The organism is Polaromonas sp. P2_G11, from assembly GCF_056403595.1.
This window is the reverse complement of sequence record NZ_JBFUFE010000001.1, coordinates 163,230-179,194: the sequence shown is the minus strand read 5'-3', so window position 1 is coordinate 179,194 and position 15,965 is coordinate 163,230. Positions and strand designations below refer to the sequence as shown.

General features: G+C 59.3%; 14 protein-coding genes. 1 reads left to right on the top strand and 13 read right to left on the bottom strand.

Going from position 1 to position 15,965, the window contains the following annotated elements; genetic code table 11:
* The first annotated feature begins 179 nt into the window (after positions 1-179).
* On the top strand, positions 180-725 hold the full coding sequence (locus AC1DWQ_RS00915; protein WP_477667958.1) for a DinB family protein: 546 nt from the start codon (positions 180-182) through the stop codon (positions 723-725).
* A gap of 116 nt (positions 726-841) precedes the next feature.
* On the opposite strand, the gene AC1DWQ_RS00910 is transcribed toward AC1DWQ_RS00915, so the two are convergent.
* The 13 genes from AC1DWQ_RS00910 to gyrA form a co-directional block, all read right to left on the bottom strand.
* Entirely contained in the window at positions 842-1,402 is a 561-nt protein-coding gene (locus AC1DWQ_RS00910; RefSeq protein WP_477667957.1) for a ComEA family DNA-binding protein, read from the bottom strand.
* 134 nt (positions 1,403-1,536) lie between these two features.
* The gene (gene rfaD / locus AC1DWQ_RS00905; protein ID WP_477667956.1) at positions 1,537-2,541 is read right to left on the bottom strand and encodes an ADP-glyceromanno-heptose 6-epimerase; all 1,005 of its coding nucleotides are present in this window, start codon (positions 2,539-2,541) and stop codon (positions 1,537-1,539) included.
* A gap of 27 nt (positions 2,542-2,568) precedes the next feature.
* Positions 2,569-3,513, bottom strand: a complete 945-nt coding sequence (gene rfaE1, locus AC1DWQ_RS00900) for a D-glycero-beta-D-manno-heptose-7-phosphate kinase (protein WP_477667955.1) — start codon at positions 3,511-3,513, stop codon at positions 2,569-2,571.
* Between the two features lie 138 nt (positions 3,514-3,651).
* On the bottom strand, positions 3,652-4,797 hold the full coding sequence (gene lapB, locus AC1DWQ_RS00895) for a lipopolysaccharide assembly protein LapB (protein ID WP_477667954.1): 1,146 nt from the start codon (positions 4,795-4,797) through the stop codon (positions 3,652-3,654).
* A complete protein-coding gene (locus AC1DWQ_RS00890) occupies positions 4,787-5,071 on the bottom strand; it encodes a LapA family protein (RefSeq protein WP_457280053.1) in 285 nt (94 codons plus the stop codon). The genes lapB and AC1DWQ_RS00890 overlap by 11 nt, the downstream gene beginning before the upstream one ends.
* Before the next feature lie 63 nt (positions 5,072-5,134).
* Positions 5,135-5,449, bottom strand: a complete 315-nt coding sequence (locus tag AC1DWQ_RS00885) for an integration host factor subunit beta (protein ID WP_477667953.1) — start codon at positions 5,447-5,449, stop codon at positions 5,135-5,137.
* Positions 5,450-5,512: 63 nt separating this feature from the next.
* A complete protein-coding gene (gene rpsA, locus AC1DWQ_RS00880; protein WP_457280054.1) occupies positions 5,513-7,198 on the bottom strand; it encodes a 30S ribosomal protein S1 in 1,686 nt (561 codons plus the stop codon).
* 150 nt (positions 7,199-7,348) lie between these two features.
* Complete coding sequence (locus AC1DWQ_RS00875) at positions 7,349-9,337, bottom strand: bifunctional 3-phosphoshikimate 1-carboxyvinyltransferase/cytidylate kinase (RefSeq protein ID WP_477667952.1); 1,989 nt, start codon at positions 9,335-9,337, stop codon at positions 7,349-7,351.
* An 11-nt stretch (positions 9,338-9,348) separates the two neighbouring features.
* Positions 9,349-10,227 carry a prephenate dehydrogenase gene (locus AC1DWQ_RS00870; protein ID WP_477667951.1) on the bottom strand — a complete coding sequence of 293 codons (879 nt, stop codon included), beginning with the start codon at positions 10,225-10,227 and terminating at the stop codon, positions 9,349-9,351.
* A gap of 33 nt (positions 10,228-10,260) precedes the next feature.
* The gene (gene pheA, locus AC1DWQ_RS00865) at positions 10,261-11,343 is read right to left on the bottom strand and encodes a prephenate dehydratase (protein WP_477667950.1); all 1,083 of its coding nucleotides are present in this window, start codon (positions 11,341-11,343) and stop codon (positions 10,261-10,263) included.
* 83 nt (positions 11,344-11,426) lie between these two features.
* Positions 11,427-12,533, bottom strand: a complete 1,107-nt coding sequence (gene serC / locus AC1DWQ_RS00860) for a 3-phosphoserine/phosphohydroxythreonine transaminase (RefSeq protein WP_477667949.1) — start codon at positions 12,531-12,533, stop codon at positions 11,427-11,429.
* Complete coding sequence (locus AC1DWQ_RS00855) at positions 12,530-13,105, bottom strand: DUF2059 domain-containing protein (RefSeq protein WP_477667948.1); 576 nt, start codon at positions 13,103-13,105, stop codon at positions 12,530-12,532. The genes serC and AC1DWQ_RS00855 overlap by 4 nt, the downstream gene beginning before the upstream one ends.
* Positions 13,105-15,753: a DNA gyrase subunit A gene (gene gyrA, locus AC1DWQ_RS00850; RefSeq protein ID WP_477667947.1), complete on the bottom strand. Its 2,649-nt coding sequence runs from the start codon at positions 15,751-15,753 to the stop codon at positions 13,105-13,107. Before gyrA ends, AC1DWQ_RS00855 begins: the two co-directional genes overlap by 1 nt.
* Positions 15,754-15,965: the final 212 nt, after the last annotated feature.

Here is a 15,965-nt window from a genome sequence, read left to right as displayed (position 1 = left end):
ATTCACCAGTACCTCTTTCAGGTGAAAATCTAAGGGTGGAAAACGCGCCTGCTGATGTGCCCTGGCTTTGGGGCAATCAAGCAGGTGGTGGGCCGCAATTCCCGTCGGGTCTTTTTGGATGAAATCCGGCTCTGGCGCAATCCTGGCAAGCGCAAGCAGCTATCAATTCAGGAGCAAATATGACCGCTTCGTTTATCGACAACTACCGGCTTCTGGCTCAGTACAACCGCTGGATGAATGAACGGCTGTATGACGCCTGTGAAACCCTGACCGATGAGGAGCGCCAGCGGGCCCGTGGCGCTTTCTTCGGCTCGATCCATCACACGCTCGGCCATCTGGTTCTGGCCGACCAGGTCTGGCTCAGGCGCTTTGCGCAATGTGGGGCAGACAACGGCATCCGTTTTACATCGCTGAACTCTGAAGTTGTCGACATGCCGCAGGCCTACACGCTGGACATGGTGCTGTACGAAGACTGGGCCGGGCTGAAAGCCAAACGGCAGCAGCTCGACGGTGCCATCGAGCAGTGGGCTGCCGACATGCCTGAGGCTTACCCGGCCATGACCATGCGCTACGCCAACTCGAAAGGGGTGCAGCGCGAACACGTGGTCTGGAAGGCCCTCACGCATTTTTTCAATCACCAGACACACCACCGGGGGCAGGCCACGACACTGGTCACGCAGGCCGGCGCCGCGGTGGGCGTGACGGACCTGATTGCGCTGGTGTAGAGGCCTTTGAAGTGCTATGAAATAGATAGCTGCTTGCGCCCGACCCTAAAGGGTTGGAAGCCAAAATTAACATAAAAAAACCCGCTATGAGCGGGTTTTTTATGGGTGCGGGCCAATTACTTCTTGGCAGCGCTTGCGGCAGGCTTGGCCGCCTCAACCTTGACTTCGGTCTTGGTTTCTTTTTTGGTGTCTTTCTTGGCGTCTTTTTTGGACGTTACCGCCTCTTTGGCATCTTTGGCCGATTCCACCACGGCATCTTTGGTCGCGATAGCCGCGCCCTTGACTGCATCCTTTGTGGCGATGGCTGCGTCTTTGGCCTTTTCGGTGACTGGCTTGTCGGCCTTCTTGCTGGCTTTGGCATCCGCTTTGGCTTCGGCCTTGGTTTTTGCCTTCGCATCTGCGGCGGCCGGGCCGGTATAGGCGGCACCCCCAACGGTCAGCCCTGCGGCCGAGAACTCGGCTGCGCGTTTTTCTCCAACACCTTTGACGCGGGTGATGAAGTCATCCCAGTTTTTGAACTCGCTTTTTTTGCGCTCGGAGATGATCAGCTTGGAGGTGACGGGGCCGATGTGTTTGATGCCGTCGAGTTCGGCCTCAGTGGCTTTGTTGACGTCGACCGCAGCAAAGGCCGCAACGAGAGACATGGCGGCGAAAAACGCCAGTACTTTCTTGAACATGGAAATCTCCTCAATGATGGATGGGCGAGGTGCGTTATGCACCCTTGTGAATAAAGGTGCTGCTTTTATAACGGGCTGGTCTCAGGCAGCGTTGACCCGCCTGGCGTGATTTGGGCTTAGGGAAACCCTAGGCCTCAGCTGTTCTTGCCCAGCCACTGCATGTAGGCAGTTACACCCGCTTGCACATCGGCAAAAACATGGCCACATCCGGTGGCGCGCAGGGCGCCCAGGTCGGCCTGGGTGTAGCTTTGGTACTTGCCCACCAAGGCCGGCGGGAAGGTGATGTAGTCGATGAGTCCGCCACGCACTGCATCTTCCAGGCTCAGTGCGGCAGCATCCTGTCCTTTGCGCAAGGTGTTTACGACCGCGAGGGCGACGTCGTTGAAGGGCTGGGCCCTTCCGGTGCCGAGGTTGAAGATGCCGGATTGTTCGGGATGGTCAAAGAACCAGAGGTTCACGGCCACCACGTCGTCAATGAAGACGAAGTCGCGCATCTGGCCGCCGGCGCCGTAGCCGCCGTATTCACCAAACAGCTTGACCTTGCCTTCGGCCTGGAACTGGTTGAACTGGTGAAAAGCCACGCTGGCCATGCGGCCCTTGTGCTGTTCGTGGGGGCCGTAGACATTGAAGTAGCGAAAGCCCGCAACCTGGGTGGCTGCGCCTTCAAACCGGTTGCCGAGTTCACGCCGCAGGCGCTGGTCAAAGAGCAGCTTGGAGTAGCCATAGACGTTGAGTGGTCGTTCGAATTCGGGCGATTCCCTGAACGTGTCGGATCCGCCGTAGGTGGCGGCCGACGAGGCATACAGCAGGCGTGTTCCCTGGTCCTGGCAGGCATGGAACAACTCGCACGACAGCGTGTAGTTGTTGTCCATCATGTACTTGCCATCGGGCTCCATCGTGTCGCTGCAGGCGCCTTCGTGGAACACGGCCTCAACCTGGCCATAAGCGCCTTCGGCAAAGAGGTCATAGAAGTCGTCGGCATCCACGTAGTCGGCGATCTGCAGGCCGGCCAGGTTCCGAAACTTGTCGCCTTCAGTCAGGTCGTCGACCGCGATGATGTCGTCGATGCCGCGGGCATTGAGGCCCTTGATGATATTGCTGCCGATAAAACCCGCAGCACCCGTGACTACTACTTTCATGAGGATTCCTTTAACCTGAGCCGCAATTTAATCCGCGGCAAACAGTTCGTCGTAACTGACCGTTGCGGTACCGAACTTGCCAACCACGATGCCACCGGCACGGTTGGCGATGGGCACAGCATCACGAAGGTTCATGCCCGTGGCCGCCATGGCCGCCAGTGTGGCGATCACCGTATCGCCAGCGCCAGTGACGTCGAACACTTCACGCGCCACGGCCGGTACATTCAGCTCACCCTGGGCGTCAAACAGGGTCATGCCTTCCTCGCTGCGGGTCAGCAGCAGGGCATCAAGATTGAGGGTTGTGCGCAGGTTGTGGGCTTTGGTGCGCAGCTCGGCTTCGTCGCTCCAGGTGCCGATCACGTGCTCGAGTTCGGCGCGATTCGGCGTAATGATGCTGGCGTTTTTGTAGCGCGCGTAGTCCGCCCCCTTGGGATCGACCAGCACTACCTTGCCGGCAGCGCGCGCCTGGGCGATCATCAGCACGATATGCGCGAGGCCGCCCTTGCCGTAGTCGGAAAAAAGCACGGCGTCGTGCTGCGTGTGCAGTTTTTCAAATGTGGCGGACTGGGAGGCGAGCACCTCGTTTTCCGGTGTGTTTTCGAAGTCGAGCCGGATCAGCTGCTGCTGGCGGCCGATGACGCGCAGTTTGACCGTTGTTTTGAGCCGTGCATCGCGGCCGAAGTAAGGGGCGATGCCGGTTTTTTCGACCAATGCCTCCAATTGGTGGCTGGCCTCGTCGTCGCCCACCACGGTCAGCAGCGAGGCTTGCGCGCCCAGCGTGACGATGTTGTAGGCCACGTTGGCAGCGGCGCCTATGCGTTCCTCGGTGCGCGTGACACGTACCACGGGCACCGGGGCCTCAGGCGAGATGCGGTCTACCGCGCCGTACCAGTACCGGTCGAGCATGGCATCGCCCACCACGAGGACACGGGCTTTGGCGATCTTTTCAGGGGATAGGGTTGGAACTGTCATGTATGTCTGTTCTAAAACGGCTCACCGCTCAAAGGCTGCTTTTCTTGCCAAGCGGACACCGCGGAACCGGCTTTGCCGGGCCGCCAGTGTCGCCCCCTGCAAGGGGGGAGGCGGAGCGAAGCGCAGCCACGGGGGTGTTCATAGTTCTTCTATCCGGCGGGTCGGGTAGCTGTCCCAGGCCTGGCAGCCGGGGCAGTGCCAGAAGTGCTGCGTGGCTTCAAAGCCGCACGCGGCACAACGATAGCGCATCAACGGCTTGGTTGCCTGACCCAGCGAGCGCTGCACCAGTGCGTGATGGTGCGCATCCTGGAGTTGTTCCCCTTCTATCCATTTGCCGGCGGCGACGAGGGACGCCTGGCGTTCCATGTGCCTGGCATACCACTGGCGTGCCGACGCAGGGTCTTTTTCCAGTTTGACGATGGCTTCAACCACGTCGATGGACGGTGCGTTGGCGTAACTGGTCTTCAGCAACTCCAGTGCGGCGGCTTCCTGGCCGCTTGCCTGGGCGATATTGGCAAGCAGGCCGGCGGCAAGTGGCAGGCCTTGCGGTGCCAGGTCTTCCAGCTTCTGCAATGTGCGCAAGGCATCCTGGGACTTGCCGAGCTGATGCTGCAGTTTGGCCAGGTCAATCAGTGGGCGGGCCGACACCGGGGCCATGGCCACAGCCTGCTGCAATGTCTCCAGGGCCTGGCTTGTGTCGCCTGCCGCTGCGGACGCAATGGCCTGCTCGCAGAGGTAATGCGCCTGCCGGGCACTGAAGCTGCCATGGCTGGAGGTACCCAGCCTGGCGGCGATTTCGGTTGCGTTAGGCCAATCCCGCGAGCGTTCATAAATGGACAGCAACGCAAGCCGGGCCTCTTCTTCGAAGGGTGTACCCTCCAGTTTGCGCAGCGCGATCTCGGCACGGTCCAGCAGGCCGGCTTTGAGGAAATCCAGGGCCAGTGCATGCTGGGCGCGGTCGCGTTCCGGTTGCGTCAGGTCGCCGCGCGACATCAGGTGTTCGTGTACGCGCACGGCGCGTTCGTATTCGCCGCGGCGGCGGAACAGGTTACCCAGGGCGAAGTGAAGCTCGGAGGTGTCGGGGTCGTTCTGTACGGCTTCGATAAAGGCGTCAATGGCCTGGTCCTGCTGCTCATTGAGCAGAAAATTCAAACCCTTGAAGTAGGCTTTGGGTGCCTGGCGGTTTTCGATGCGCAGTTGCCGCAAATCCAGTCGCGAGGCCAGCCAGCCCAAGGTAAAGGCGATCGGAAACCCGAGCAGGACCCAGGTGAAATCAAATTCCATGGTGGAGGGTGGAGGGGTCTTCGGTCACGGTATGGGGGCCCATGGTGGAGGAGGCATATTTGGCCGATCTGCGCTTTTTCCACCAGCGCGGCATCATGACAAGAATACCGAGCGCCAGCCCACAGGCGAAGACACTCAGGACAACCAGCACCAGAGGTGCTCGCCACATCGTGCCAAAGAAAAAATTCACCGAAACCGTTTGCTGGTTATTCAGTGCAAAAGCAAACAGCGTAAAAAAAATGGCTGCCTTGAGCAGCCACATGAGGTATTTCACTTGGTCGTCCCCCGTGGTGGTCTCGCGATTGTAGCCAGACCACCGGGGGAAAACAGCAAGACCTTACTTCGGATCCGTGACCGCCAGGAGCTCCTGGGTACGGGCATCCACCGTTTCCCGCAACGCCTTGCCCGGCTTGAAATGGGGCACCCGTTTTTCAGGGATGGCCACGCTTTCACCGGAACGCGGATTACGGCCCATGCGAGGCGGGCGGCGGTTGATGGAAAAACTGCCAAATCCCCTGATTTCGATCCGGTGGCCGCGCACCAACGCGTCGCTCATGGCATCAAGAATCGTCTTGACGGCATATTCGGCGTCGCGGTGCGTCAGCTGGCTGAATCGGGCTGCCAGTTCTTCGACAAGATCGCTTCGGGTCATGGATAAAGTAGCTGTACAGCGATGCAATCCGCCGGGGACGCATCACACCGCTGCACGGTCGCCTTACTTTTCGTTGTTGTCCAGCTTGGCGCGCAACAGGGCGCCAAGGTTGGTCAGGCCGGCGCTTTCGCGCGAAGACTGCTGGCTCAGGGTTGCCATGGCTTCCTGCTGGTCAGCGTTGTCCTTGGCTTTGACCGACAGCTGGATGTTGCGGGTCTTGCGATCCACATTCACCACAACTGCGGACACTTCGTCGCCTTCTTTCAGCACGTTGCGCGCATCTTCGACGCGGTCACGGCTGATTTCGCTGGCGCGGAGGTAGCCGATGATGTCTTCGCCGAGATCGATTTCAGCGCCCTTGGCATCAACAGTCTTGACCTTGCCGGTCACAATCGCGCCCTTGTCGTTGATCGACACGAACGTGGTGAACGGATCGGAATCCAGCTGCTTGATACCCAGGGAGATGCGCTCGCGGTCGACGTCGACTGCCAGAACGATCGCTTCGACTTCCTGGCCCTTTTTGTAGTTGCGAACGGCGGCTTCGCCGGGTTCGTTCCACGAGAGGTCGGACAGGTGCACGAGGCCGTCAATGCCGGCAGCCAGGCCCACAAAGACGCCGAAGTCGGTGATCGACTTGATGGGGCCCTTGACGCGGTCGCCGCGCTTGGTTTCCTGTGCAAATTCTTGCCATGGATTGGCCTTGCACTGCTTCATGCCCAGGCTGATACGGCGCTTGTCTTCGTCGATCTCGAGGACCATGACTTCGACTTCGTCGCCCAGTGCCACGAGCTTGCTCGGTGCCACATTCTTGTTGGTCCAGTCCATTTCGGACACGTGGACCAGGCCTTCGATGCCTGGCTCGAGTTCAACAAATGCGCCGTAGTCGGCGATGTTGGTGATCTTGCCGAACAGGCGCGTGCCTTGTGGATAACGGCGGTTCACGCCCATCCATGGGTCGTCGCCCATCTGTTTCAGACCGAGTGACACGCGGTTTTTCTCGGTGTCGAACTTCAGGATCTTGGCCACGATTTCCTGGCCAGCCGTCACCACTTCGCTTGGGTGACGCACGCGGCGCCATGCCATGTCGGTGATGTGCAGCAGGCCGTCAATGCCGCCCAGGTCAACGAACGCGCCGTATTCGGTGATGTTCTTGACGACGCCCTTGACGGAGGAGCCTTCCTTCAGGGTTTCCATCAGCTTGGCGCGTTCTTCGCCCATGGATGCCTCGACAACTGCACGGCGTGACAACACGACGTTGTTGCGCTTGCGGTCCAGCTTGATGACCTTGAATTCCATGGTCTTGTTCTCGTACGGAGACAAGTCCTTGATGGGGCGGGTGTCGATGAGCGAGCCGGGCAGGAAGGCGCGGATGCCGTTGACGAGGACGGTGAGACCGCCCTTGACCTTGCCGCTGGTCTGGCCGGTGACGAATTCGCCGGATTCCAGGGCTTTTTCCAGGCTCATCCACGAAGCCAGGCGCTTGGCCTTGTCGCGGGACAGCAGGGTGTCGCCATAGCCGTTTTCGACGGAGTCGATGGCCACGGAGACAAAGTCGCCGACCTGGACTTCGAGTTCGCCCTGGTCGTTCTTGAATTCTTCGAGCGGCACATAGGCCTCGGACTTCAGTCCGGCGTTGACGACGACGTGGTTGTGGTCGATGCGAACGACTTCAGCGGTGATGACTTCACCGGTGCGCATTTCAGAGCGCTGGAGCGATTCGTTAAATAGATCGGCAAAAGATTCAGACATGATTTTCCTCATCCACACAACAGGGTTCCAATAGCGGAATTGCTATTGTTTTTATAGCTGCTTGCGGCGGTTGCTTGCGGCCAGACGTTGAATAAGGCTGCGGGTTACGTTAATGAACCTGCTGACCAAGCGCAGGGTGCGCGTCGGGGGTCAGAAGGGCCGGGTGCCTTTCCACCAGTCAATCACCTGATCAACCGATTTTTCAATCGACAGATAGGAATTGTCCAGGGGACGGGCGTCATCAGCAGGCTTCAAAGGGGCGGCCTTTCGCGATGAATCGCGGGCGTCACGTGCCTCTAAATCTTGCTGAATCTCGCTGATTATAGCTGAATTTCCCTTTGAAATCAACTGCTTATGCCGTCGTTCAGCGCGGTGCCGGGCGCTGGCCGTCAGGTAGATTTTGAGCGGCGCATCGGGAAAAATGACGGTTCCCATGTCACGCCCGTCTGCTACCAGCCCGGGCAACTGCCGGAAACTGTGTTGCAGGGTCAGCAGCGCTGCGCGAACCTGGGGATGGGCCGAGACCCGGGAAGCGGCCATCCCGGCAGCTTCGGAGCGGATGGCTTCTGACACATCTTCCGCCCCGAGGAAAATCCGGTCGCCCTGAAAGCGAACCGGCATGGTGCGGGCGATTTGCGCAACAGCCGCCCCGTCGTCGAGCGAAACGTCGGCACGCAAGGCGGCAAATGCGCTCAAGCGATACAGGGCGCCGGAGTCAAGATAGTGGTAGCCGAGCCGTTGGGCCGTCAAAGCTGCCAGGGTACCTTTGCCCGAGGCGGTGGGGCCATCGACGCAGATCACCGGAATATGGTTGACATCTGCTTTGGCCACCATGAACAGGGCCTCGAAGTAGTCCGGAAATGTTTTGCCGACACATTTGGGGTCAAGAATCCGGATGGGCAACCGGGCCGGGTTGAAAGCGGCCAGCGAAAAACACATGGCTACGCGGTGATCGTCGTAGGTGTGAATGGGCGCGGTTTTCCATTCGCCGGGCAGGGGCGGGGTAATTTTGAGATAGTCCACCCCTTCTTCCACCGTGGCGCCGAGTTTTTGCAACTCGCAGGCCATCGCGGCGATGCGGTCGGTTTCCTTGACGCGCCAGCTGGCAATGTTGCGCAAGGTGGTGGTCCCCTCGGCATACAGCGCCATCACGGCCAGCGTCATCGCGGCATCGGGAATATGGTTGCAATCCAGATCAATCGCCTTGAGCGGCCACGCACCGCGCGAGATGCGCAATGAATTGGGCGTGCTGTCGATTTGCGCGCCCATCATTCGTGCGGCCTCCACGAAACGGATGTCGCCCTGGATGGAGTCTGCCCCGACCCCCAAAACTTCTATGCCATTTGGGCCTGCAGCGCCCGATGCTATTGCGCCAAGCGCTATGAAATAGCTAGCAGAGGAAGCATCGCCTTCAACATGGATTTCTCCGGGCGACTGGTAGCGGCTGCCGGCGGGGATGACGAACTGCTCCCAGCCTTTGCGCTGCACGTCAATGCCGAAACGTTTGAGCAGCTTGAGCGTGATTTCAATGTAAGGCCGTGAAATCAGCTCTCCCACGACCTCAATGCAGATGTCGTCGACAGCCACAATGGGCAGGGCCATCAGCAGGGCGGTCAGGAACTGGCTGGAAACATCTCCGCGCACCCGGATGGGGTCTTTCAGGTTCAATTGGCCGGAACGCAGGCGCAGGGGTGGAAAACCTTCATTTCCCAGGTAGTCGATGGAGCAGCCCAGCTGCCGGAGGGCATCAACCAGGTCGCCGATAGGCCTTTCGTGCATGCGGGCCACGCCCGACAGCTCAAATTCCCCGCCCAGCAAGGCCAGAGCGGCCGTCAATGGACGCATGGCAGTACCAGCATTGCCCAGAAACAGCTTGACCGGTGTGTGAACGTTGCGGCCGCCAAGGCCGATGATCACCGCGGTGCTGCCCTCTTGTTTTACTTCGCAGCCAAGCTGCCTGAGCGCCGTCAGCATCACGGCAGTGTCGTCAGACGCCAGGAGATCGTGAACTGTGGTTTCCCCGTGGCTCAGGGCAGCCAGCAACAAGACGCGATTGGAAATGCTTTTGGATCCGGGTAAGCGGACGGAGCCTCCCGCTCCACTGAGGGGCGGGATGTCCAGGAACTCGATGTCGAACATGAATCGCAGGTTTATTTATGCGATTTTTGAGAAGAGATGCGCCAGTTGGCGCGCGTCTCGCTGGCTTGCTCAATGAGCGCTTCCAGGCCGTCGCCGTTGCTGCTCGAAATGAGTACTTCGAGGGACTGCAGGGTCTGCTGAAAGATCTTGGACTGCGCCAGCAACTCTTCGCGGTTGGCAATCAGGATGTCGCGCCACATTTTCGGATCGCTCGCAGCGATGCGTGTAAAGTCGCGAAAGCCGGGCCCGGCCAGGGACATGTAATCCTTCCCGTTCTCCTGTCCGGTAATGCCGTTGATCAGTGCAAAGGCGATCAGGTGGGGCAGATGGCTGACTGCGGCGTACGCAGCGTCATGTGCCTGCGGCGACATCTTGAGGACATGACAGCCCATGGCGGTCCATACGTCGGTGGCTTTTTGCAGCTGGACCGTGAAAGTCCGCTCTATGGGGGTCAGGATGACCTGCTTTCCGTTGTAGAGATCTACATCGGCGTGTTCGACACCCGACACCTCTTTGCCGGTAATGGGATGGCAGGGAACGAAAGAACCGACGTTGCCCTGCAGGACCCGCCGTGCGGCATCGACCACGTCGCGCTTGGTGGAGCCGACATCCATGATCAGGGTGTTTGGACCAACAAGATGCCGAATCGCCTTGAAGGTGGCTTCGGTTGCAGAAACCGGCACCGCCAGCAGGACAATGTCAGCTCCGGAGACTGCCAGCAAGGCGGAAGGCGCCTCTACGTCGATGACACCCATCTGGCGTGCGCGCTCGGTCGTCGAAGGCGACTTGCTATAGCCCACCACGCGTTTGACCAGACCGGCGCGCTTGAGAGCCAGCGCAAAAGAACCGCCCATCAGGCCGCATCCAATGAGACCTAATTGTTCAAACATGTCGTGGTACCAGGGGTTTTGTGAGTTCGTGCATTAATCGCTGACAGGATAGGTTCCGAGAACCTTGTAAAAGGCGCACATTTGTTGCAGGTCAGCCAGTGCCGCCTTGACGTGGTCCTGCGACGGATGGCCTTGCAAATCGATATAAAAATAATATTCCCACTGGCCGGAGCGCGCCGGGCGCGATTCAAAGCGGGTCATGGAGACGCCATGGGCTTTCAACGGCATCAGGATGTCATGGACGGCGCCGGGGCGGTTGGGTACGGAGACCACCAGGCTGACACAGTCTTTGCCGGAGACGGGGGGGGAGGGCAGTGTTTGCGGCAGGCACACCACGGCAAAGCGCGTGCGGTTAAACGCGTCGTCCTGAATGGCGTGGGCGGCCGTATACAGGCCAAACTGGGTGGCGGCCCGGTCACTGGCAATGCCGGCCCATGCGGAGTTGGTGGAGGCAAGGCGTGCACCTTCAGCATTGCTGGAGGCTGCCCGGCGCTCCACATTGGGGAGGTGCGTGGTCAACCAGCCCTGGCATTGGGCCAGGGCCTGGGGGTGTGCATACACGGCTTCGATACCTTCCAGGGACTCGGAAAGCCGCAGGAGGTTGTGGCGCACCATCAGGCTGATCTCGCCAACGATGTGCAGGGGGGAGTTCAGGAACAGGTCGAGAGAGCGGGACACGACGCCCTCGGTCGAGTTTTCGACCGGCACAACCCCGTAGCTGGCGCTGCCGGCAGCCGTTGCACGAAAAACCTCGTCGATGCTGACACAGGGTACGTGCTCGATGCTGGCGCCAAAAAACTGCAGTGCCGCCTGTTCACTGAACGTGCCGGCAGGGCCGAGATATGCCACGCGTACGGGAGACTCCAGTGCCAGGCACGCCGACATGATTTCGCGCCATACGGCAGCAACATGTTCGTTTTTGAGCGGCCCTTGATTGGCTTGCTGGATCTGCTCAATAACCTGCGCAACCCGGTCCGGGCGGAAAAAGGGCGTACCCTCGCGCTTCTTGACTTCGCCGACCTGCTCCGCGACTTGGGCGCGGCGATTCAGCAAGGCGAGCAGTTCTCGATCCAGTGCATCAATCTGTACGCGTAAATCTGCAAGATGGGTGGTCATGTCAGAGACCACCCGGCCATGCGGCGGGCGCTGCAAATCTGCCGGAAAAGCGAACCATAATGAGGGCGAAAAAACATTTCATCCTAGGCGTGTTTTTGTTCGAATTCTCGCATGTACTCCACCAGTGCCTGGACACCGGCCAGTGGCATGGCGTTGTAAATGCTGGCGCGCAGCCCTCCCACTGACTTGTGACCCTTGAGCTGAAGCAAGCCCCGTGCCTTGGCGCCTGAGAGAAATGCGTCGTTCCGTGATTCGTCCCGCAAGAAAAATGGAACGTTCATCCGGGACCGGCAGTTTTTGTCGACCTTGTTGAGATAAAACTGCGAGCCGTCAATGGCGTCATACAGAAGCTGCGCCTTGGTTTTGTTGCGCGCCTCCATTGCGGCAATGCCGGTAGCGCCGCCTTCTTGCTGGCGCTTGAGCCACGCGAAGGTAAGGCCTGCAATGTAGATTGCGTACGTGGGGGGCGTGTTGTACATGGACTGGTTGTCCGCTACGGTCTTGTAGTCAAAAGCGCTGGGGCAAATCGCCAGCGCACGGCCAAGCAGGTCTTCCCGGATGACCACCAGCGTGACACCTGCAGGCCCCAGGTTTTTTTGTGCACCTCCAAATGCCAGGCCAACGAGAGACCAGTCAACCGGCCGCGATGCTACATGAGAGGAAAAATCGATGACCAGTGGTGCATCGCTTCCCAAGGCCTTAAGGTCCGGAAGGCTTTGAAACTCTACACCGTGGATGGTTTCATTGGTGCACAGGTGGACGTAGCTTGCGTCCGGCCGCAACTTCCAGCCGGACGGAGGTGGTAGCAGTGTGTGCCCGTTGTCTGCATTGCTCGCAGCGAGCTGGACATCGCAATACTTGCGTGCCTCTTTTTGCGATTTTTCACTCCAGCTGCCTGTTACCACGAAATCGGCCGAACGACCCTGCGAGACATTGAGGGGAACAATGGCATTTTCGGCAAGTCCGCCGCCCTGCATGAACAGGATCTTGAAGTGGGCCGGAATGGCCATCAGCTCGCGGAAATCGGCCTCCGCGTTTTCATAAATGGAAATGAACTCCTTTCCACGGTGACTCATCTCCATCACGCTCATGCCGCTGCCGTGCCAGTCCAGCATTTCGCCCGCCGCCTGCCGCAAAACCTCTTCGGGCAGGTTCGCCGGGCCAGCGGAAAAATTGAAAGGACGGGTCATTTCTTGGCGGGCGGCTTGCCTGCTCCCGGCGCGGGGCCGGTGCCAATGATCTTCAGCGCCACGTCGTCGAACTGCTTGGCACGTGCGAGGACGTCGGCACGCGATGCTTCTACCAGCTTTTGTACAAAGACATTGCCCAGCTCGGGCGCCGTAGCCTGGTATTTCTTGACGGCAGGTGATTCAAAAAAAGCAGCAAGCTGCTGGAGTTCTTCCTGTGTGAACCGTTCTGAATACGCGGGTACCAGCGATTCGGCACTGACTTTGCTGACCTGCTTGCTGATCAGCTGGCTCGCATCATCGGCATATTTCTTGAGTTCGGCGTTAAGTTCTTCAGACGCTTTTGGCTGCTTGGCTTTGGGAACATTTGCGTCCATTTTTGGAGCCCATTTAACAATGAGTTCCTGCGCCGTGGTGCCCGCAAGCTGGTTCACCAACCGGTCAAGCTCCGGCCCTTGCTGCAGCGCGACCACTTTTTTGGCCAGCTCTGTTTTTGGATCTGCTGCCTGCGCGTGAACAGCCGTGGCGCCGCAGGCCATGGCAGCGACCGTGATAGCGGTAAGGAAAATTTTCATCAGGTACTTTCGATGTTGGGGGTGTCTGTGCCGGTACCGGTTTCAGTATCGGGTTCGTCCAGCGAGGCATCGTTTTCAACGATGCGCTGAAGGCCGCTTAATTGTGAACCTTCGTCAAGGCCGATGAGCGTAACACCCTGTGTAGCCCTTCCCATTTCGCGGATTTCGCTGACGCGCGTGCGGACCAGCACGCCCTTGTCGGTGATCAGCATGATCTCGTCGTCCACGTGAACCAGCGTGGCTGCGACCACCTTGCCGTTGCGCTCGCTCTGCTGGATGGCGATCATGCCCTTGGTGCCGCGGCCGTGACGCGTGTATTCGGTGATGGACGTGCGTTTGCCATATCCGTTCTGGGTGGCTGTGAGCACACTTTGCTGCTCGTCTTCGGCGACCAGCATGGCGATCACGCCCTGGCCGTCTTCGAGCATCATGCCGCGCACGCCACGCGCATTGCGGCCCATGGGGCGCACGTCGTTTTCGTCGAAGCGCACGGCCTTGCCGCCGTCACTGAACAGCATCACGTCGTGCTTGCCGTCAGTCAGCGACGCACCAATCAGGTAGTCTCCCGCGTCAAGGTCGACCGCGATGATGCCGGCCTTGCGCGGATTGTTAAATTCGTCCAGAGCGGTTTTCTTCACGGTGCCCATCGAGGTGGCCATGAAGACGTACTGATCAGCCGGAAAGCTGCGCTTTTCGCCCGTGAGAGGAAGGACGACGGTGATTTTTTCACCTTCCTGCAAAGGGAACATGTTGACGATGGGACGCCCGCGCGAGCCGCGAGAACCGGCGGGTACTTCCCAGACCTTGAGCCAGTAGAGCCGGCCGCGATTGGAAAAGCACAGAATGTAATCGTGCGTGTTGGCGATGAAGAGCTGGTCGACCCAGTCGTCTTCCTTGGTGGCGGTGGCCAGCTTGCCGCGGCCGCCGCGTTTTTGCGCCCGGTATTCCGACAGCGGCTGGCTCTTGATATATCCGGTGTGGGAAAGCGTCACCACCATGTCGGTGGGGGTGATCAGGTCTTCGGTACTGAGATCAAACGAGCTGTGCTCGATCTGGCTGCGGCGGGCGCCGAGCTTTGTCTGGCCGAATTCCAGCTTGATAGCCGACAGTTCCTCGCCAATGATGATGGAAACCCGTTCTGGTTTTGCCAGGATGTCGAGCAAGTCATCGATCTCAGCCATGACTTCCTTGTACTCAGCCACGATCTTGTCCTGCTCCAGGCCGGTCAGGCGTTGCAGGCGCATCTGCAGGATTTCCTGTGCCTGCGTTTCCGAGAGGCGGTACAGCCCGTCGTTGCCCATGCCAAACATTTTCTCGAGGCCATCGGGGCGGTAGTCATCGGCGTTGACCACGCCGCCATCGGCACGCGTGCGGGTCAGCATTTCGCGCACCAGGCTGCTGTCCCAGGGGCGCAGCATCAGCTCTGCCTTGGCGACGGGAGGCGTGGGGGCGTTGCGGATGATGGCGATGAAGTCGTCAATATTGGCCAGGGCCACTGCCAGGCCTTCCAGCACGTGTCCGCGTTCGCGCGCCTTGCGCAGCGTGAACACGGTGCGGCGCGTCACGACTTCACGGCGGTGCGACAGGAAGACCTGGATCAGGTCCTTCAGGTTGCAAAGCTTGGGCTGGCCGTTGACCAGTGCCACCATATTGATGCCGAAGGTGTCCTGCAGCTGGGTCTGCTTGTACAGGTTGTTCAGCACTACTTCGGGCACTTCGCCGCGCTTGAGTTCAATCACCAGGCGCATGCCCGACTTGTCGCTCTCGTCCTGGATATGGCTGATGCCTTCGATTTTCTTCTCATGCACCAGCTCGGCCATGCGCTCCTGAAGCGTCTTTTTATTGACCTGGTAGGGGAGCTCGTCGACGATGATGGACTGGCGCTGGCCCTTGTCGATGTCCTCGAAATGGCACTTGGCACGCATGACCACCTTGCCGCGGCCGGTGCGGTAGCCGTCCTTGACGCCGTTGATGCCGTAAATAATGCCGCCCGTGGGAAAGTCAGGTGCGGGCACGATCTCCATCAACTCATCAATGGAGGCCCCCGGGTTTTTCAGCATGTGAAGGCAGGCATCGACCACTTCGTTGAGGTTGTGAGGTGGAATGTTGGTTGCCATGCCCACCGCAATGCCACCTGATCCGTTGACCAGCAGGTTCGGCAAACGCGTAGGCATGACCAACGGTTCCTGCTCGCTGCCGTCGTAGTTGGGGCCGAAATCGACGGTTTCCTTGTCAAGGTCGGCCAGCAGTTCGTGGGCGATTTTTGACAGGCGGATTTCGGTGTACCGCATGGCCGCAGCGTTGTCGCCGTCGACAGAGCCGAAATTCCCCTGGCCGTCAACCAGCAGGTGGCGCAAGGAAAAGTCCTGGGCCATCCGCACAATGGTGTCGTAGACTGACTGGTCGCCGTGCGGATGGTACTTGCCGATCACATCGCCGACGATACGCGCTGACTTTTTGTAAGGGCGGTTCCAGTCGTTGTTCAGCTCGTGCATGGCAAAAAGCACGCGCCGGTGTACCGGCTTGAGGCCATCCCTTGCATCAGGCAGGGCCCGCCCAACGATCACGCTCATTGCGTAATCGAGGTAGCTTCGCCGCATTTCCTCTTCAAGACTGATGGGCAGGGTTTCTTTTGCGAACTGGGTCATGAGCGGCCTGGTTGGGATTTCGAGATTCTTGAAGGAAACCGCTGATTTTAAGGCCGGAGTTTAAAGCGATGGCCTGTGGCGGGACAGCAACAAATGCTGAAGAATCTTAAGTCTGTGTCAGACGAAGCCGATAGCGTGCTTGAAGGTTCAGACAGGTGTGGCACAATCGATGTAACGCTTTGAGTGATGGTCACTCACGGCGTGTAAATTAC